Annotated in this window: 6 protein-coding genes; 5 read left to right on the top strand and 1 reads right to left on the bottom strand. The window is 37.3% G+C overall.

The annotated features are described in order from the left end of the window. Nucleotides 1–295: helix-turn-helix domain-containing protein (locus HCK02_RS13370; protein ID WP_167630596.1), on the bottom strand; the 295-nt coding region annotated here is incomplete at its 3' end. Nucleotides 296–1,036: 741 nt separating this feature from the next. Here HCK02_RS13370 and HCK02_RS13365 point away from each other — a divergent pair. From HCK02_RS13365 to HCK02_RS13345, 5 genes are all read left to right on the top strand, one after another. Further along, a complete protein-coding gene (locus HCK02_RS13365) occupies nt 1,037–1,735 on the top strand; it encodes a hypothetical protein (protein ID WP_167630595.1) in 699 nt (232 codons plus the stop codon). A gap of 729 nt (nt 1,736–2,464) precedes the next feature. Continuing rightward, complete coding sequence (locus HCK02_RS13360; protein WP_167630594.1) at nt 2,465–2,857, top strand: hypothetical protein; 393 nt, start codon at nt 2,465–2,467, stop codon at nt 2,855–2,857. Then, on the top strand, nt 2,858–3,340 hold the full coding sequence (locus HCK02_RS13355) for a hypothetical protein (protein WP_167630593.1): 483 nt from the start codon (nt 2,858–2,860) through the stop codon (nt 3,338–3,340). A gap of 92 nt (nt 3,341–3,432) precedes the next feature. After that, a complete protein-coding gene (locus HCK02_RS13350; RefSeq protein WP_167630592.1) occupies nt 3,433–3,759 on the top strand; it encodes a hypothetical protein in 327 nt (108 codons plus the stop codon). A gap of 267 nt (nt 3,760–4,026) precedes the next feature. After that, nucleotides 4,027–4,290: a hypothetical protein gene (locus HCK02_RS13345; protein WP_167630591.1), complete on the top strand. Its 264-nt coding sequence runs from the start codon at nt 4,027–4,029 to the stop codon at nt 4,288–4,290. Nucleotides 4,291–4,321: the final 31 nt, after the last annotated feature.

Below are 4,321 nucleotides of genomic sequence, written 5' to 3'. Positions count from 1 at the left end.
GAGAATGAGTTAGATCTTTGTATTCACGTAGAAGCTTATCCTTCGTGACTCTGAAATTTTTTTCGTGAATATAAATAAATTCAGAAATAGTGGTATTTAAGTTAGAAAGGATAATTAAAAATACTTCTGTATCAGGCTTTAAAAGATCATATTCTATTTTTCTATATGTGCTCAATGGAATCGTGTCACCACAAACCTCGCTTTGTTGCATTCCCTTCAATTTGCGAATATGTTTTATTGTTCTGCCAAAATATTTATAGTCACATAAATTGTGACAGTTTTGTGAATTTTTCATAGGCTCACCGTCCAATTTTTATGGATTTTTTGAAAATATAAAAACTATCCTCAACAGGATATACTTAAAAGCGAGTATTATGCATTTTTTAAATGTGTGAACTATGGAATGATGAAAAACTATCCTGTGAAGGTTAGTTTGACTAGTTGTAAAGGTTGTGATTTAATAAGTGTAGGAACATAGATATATATTAGTTCCTACATAAAACATGTTTTAAATAACTTGAAGGAGGTAAATCTGATGGAGTTTATCACGGAGTTAATTAGCATTGTTCCAACGGGACATGGACATTTTGGATGAGTATATAAAGCATTTTGAGTTTCTTTAGAAGATTTGACAAACAATTCACATTAGGGTACACTCAAAACGAATTCAGTGAAACGAATATTTTAAAATAGGCGAAGCACACAAAGTATTCTGACCGCCAAGAAAGAATACTTTGTGCTGGGAAGGTAACCCCTTCCTCACCAACACGTAAAACCCGCAGTGTTGGCGCCTCACCATTTGCCATTGTATCATTTTTGGCAACAAATGGCTATAGAGAACGTACGTCCTTTTCTTTATGTACACGTGTACATGTTGGGGAGAAAAGAAACAGAAATTTTTTTTCTGTTTCCGTCTGTTTTTCTGTATCCTGGTTGCTAAAAAGAATAAATGGAAAATGATGAGCGCCCTCCACTTCGGTGGAGGGCGCTTTTTTCGTTTCATTGGATTCTCCATAGAGAAAAGGAGGATGGGAAAATGATGCTAACCGAAGAAAAGAGTCAAAATCGAGTGAAACAATTACAGGAAGACCAGGAACAGGTCAAACAATGTTTGAAGCTACTGCAAGATGACTATACGAAACAGTTACTCCAACAAACGCTTCAAGCACTTACTCAGGAGCATTTGATCGAAGAGACAGAAGCCAACATTCGAGCGATTAAGTATTGCCAACAGGATACAGAGGATGAAGCAAGAAAACGGGATTATCAGGGGCGTATCCACTATATGCAGGATCAGCTATATGAACTAAAAAAACATCGTGCTGGACACGTGGCTGAGATTGGAGCGAGAATCCGAGCCCAATTAGCACATCAAGATCAATTGGCATTCCTACAACAGCAAGCTGATAAACGACCTGAAGATCCACCTAAAAGGATTCTTTTTCCACATGTTCCACGGAAAAAACGGAATCCTAAAAAGTGGAAAAGACTGATCGATTATCGGAAAACAGTCTCTTCTCTCGAAATGGAACAACGGGGTTGTATCTTTTTTACGAAAGATCGGCGAGAGTACATTCACCTGTATAACGATTTGTTAGTGGATCCGGTTACGATGAACGTGAAAACGTTTCGAGAAGTGCTTGCTGTGACGCAGCACATTCGAAATAGCGAAGGAGAGATGCTGTATAAATACAGTAAACAAGCCTTCCATCCCATCTACTATAAAAAAATCTAAATGTAATTCATAAACGATCTCTATTGTGCAAAGTGTAGAAAGGATCCTGTGTTCAAAGGAACGCTAAAAGACTTTCATTTGCACAAAGCTAGACTCCATTTTTCCTTTCTTGTGATAACGAGCAGCTGATCAAGGGAAAACCAACAGCTCTTTAAGCTGTTGCTACTTCGGTCTGTGAGGAAGTTTGGGTATTCAATGAAAAACCAGACCGATTCCAGGAGAAAAAGAGAAAGGACAAAAGGTGTGTTCTTTGAAAAATAAAAAGGGAAATAGTTCTTTTGTCAGAAGAATGCGGTCCCTTTTTCATAAGTGGATCAGGTATAGATCCCGTACCATACGATGAGAGTGTGGCTGTACGCGCTCATTTCCTTCCAACGGAAGGCGTATAAGACGCATTGTCGTAGTCATACAGTCGGTCTTAAAACAAAAAGAACGTGTCCATGTCGCGTTTTTATCTCGGTTTATCCTGAAAAATGGGGGTTTGTCCATCAAAGGTTTCCCTTTTTTGATAGGTGAACGGAGTTTCCAGGTTTTCCGTAAAAACATGTCGAATAAGCCAGAAACGGAAGCGTTGAAAGGCAGGCGATGATCTTGAATAGGGAGCCAGCATCTTTCATAGGGTGAGCAACTCCAGCCTTAACGTTGCTGTACATAGACCATAAAAGAATGAAACCTTTTGAAACACTTTGTAGAATAGAGATCGTTTCGGACAAAAAAGGAGGAAAAAATATGTTAGGGACTTATATCCATTCCTTGTATTTTTGGTATTTCGTAGCTTTATTTGGATTGGCCTGGCTTGCACTAGGTGTGAGTTTGAATATCGGTCGAAACTGGATTCATCGTTACCAAAAGAAAAAAAGATTAGCCCGTTATTTTCAAGTTAAGATGAACGAATTACAACTTTATCATGATGTTGTGGATCCGGTTCCCTATTTGTTAGCTGTGAATCAGCGCATCTATTGGGTAGAAATGGAAAAAAAATCTCCGTTTCCTATTAGAAGTGTCGCAGATGTGACGGATGTGGAGCGACTAAGAGCCAATCAGTGGCAAAGAATTTCGAAAAGAATGACCACCAACTTTTTCATACCAGGAAGACCCACTCAGGCTAAGAAGGGAGACTAATTGAAAATGGAGGAGAAAAGAGCTTGCTTTAGAAAGTGGGGAGTGCTTTGTCTAGTACTTATTGGTTTAAGTTATGGCTGGCTATTTTTTCTTGATGGAAAAATTGACGATATTCTTGAAACTCAAGGAACGATGAAGAAAAAAATCAAAGATGTAAACGAAACTAAAAAGGCTAAAATACCAAAAGATAGTCAACAAGGAACCTATATTTATTATTATCCCTTGAATCAGGTAACAAAATTGGAACAGCTACAAGTGGAAGAAAAGTTTATGGATGAACAAAAGACGGTGGGCCAACAAAAGATGAAGCTTATTCAAGCTAAAATTTTGGTAGGAAAAAAGGATGTAACCGATCAGGGTGTGTTAACGACTGTTTCCAGTGGAAAAACAATTTCCGTTTCTTGGAAAGCAGACGAGCCAAAGAAGTTTATAGGGACTTCCAATTTACATTCTAAGATTACAATTCTATACACGGATCAGTGAAATGAAAAATGTAGGATCAGCAATCAAGCAGGCATCTCATAGGGGTGGCTGCTTTTTCTTTTGCTATTAAATGGAGAAGGAGGATTAGAGCTATGCATATGCAGGAACCCGTTGTGAAACGAAAAAGCTGGAAACAAGAGATTCAAGTAAGGAGCAGTAAGAAAAATGAAGAATTGGTGGCGAAGCTGATTGAAGGTCTGGAGCATCATCGGTTATTAAAAGGAAAGTCCATTATTGATCAAACCAGCATTCAACAGTTAGTAGAAAAGGAACCTAAACTGGCACATCTTTCTGTTAAAGGCTGGTATATCCTTTTAGAACGGAGTTCTCAAGTAAGCCGGTATTACGTGCAAAATAACCAGGATTCTACAGGCCTTATTCTCGTTTTCAAAATAAAAGAGTCGGTAAAGAAAGTTTGAAAGGAAGGGAGAACATTCGATTGAATAAATTACTTAAATTTTTAGATGTTTTGTTTATAGGGATGGTGTATTTGTCTATCGTATTAATACCGGTGGCTATATGGAATTTTGACCTTAACAATCATAATAAACTTATTTTTTGTGTGTTAGTAGAATATTTTCTATTAATGTCCTTATTCCTACGTAATTTTCCAAAAAATAAAAGATAATGATGGAAAGCATTCAAAAATTGAACTTTCAAAAATGCTTGATGAGGAGGCAAACTAAATGAATAAAGCAACAGAGGTACTGGATTCAAGTGGAAAAGTCATTAAGTTTCACGATGTTTGTCAGGATTTGGTGACAAAGGAATTAGTGCTTATTGAAAAAGGAGTTAATACGTATCATGGAATATGTGGCTTAGTTGCAGTGAATAAATATATTGGGCTTCATGACTGGCTGGATGTTTATCCGAATGGGGCGCTGAAAGTGCTAGGGAACGTTGATTGGATAGATGTCAATAAAGTAGACACAAAAAGAGTAAATACTTAAAAATTTTCAAAATAAAGAGCCTCCTTTTCAT

Origin of the sequence: Listeria valentina (assembly GCF_011800755.1) — a bacterium.
GTDB classification, from domain to species: Bacteria; Bacillota; Bacilli; order Lactobacillales; family Listeriaceae; genus Listeria; species Listeria valentina.
The sequence above is the reverse complement of the archived record's forward strand: the minus strand, read 5'-3'. Positions and strand labels throughout refer to the sequence as shown.

What these genes read in the sequence shown, in the direction of transcription:
- HCK02_RS13350 (WP_167630592.1), top strand. Translation starts at nt 3,433, where the DNA reads ATGCATATGCAGGAACCCGTTGTGAAACGAAAAAGCTGGAAACAAGAG.
- HCK02_RS13365 (WP_167630595.1), top strand. Translation starts at nt 1,037, where the DNA reads ATGATGCTAACCGAAGAAAAGAGTCAAAATCGAGTGAAACAATTACAG.
- HCK02_RS13345 (WP_167630591.1), top strand. Translation starts at nt 4,027, where the DNA reads ATGAATAAAGCAACAGAGGTACTGGATTCAAGTGGAAAAGTCATTAAG.
- HCK02_RS13360 (WP_167630594.1), top strand. Translation starts at nt 2,465, where the DNA reads ATGTTAGGGACTTATATCCATTCCTTGTATTTTTGGTATTTCGTAGCT.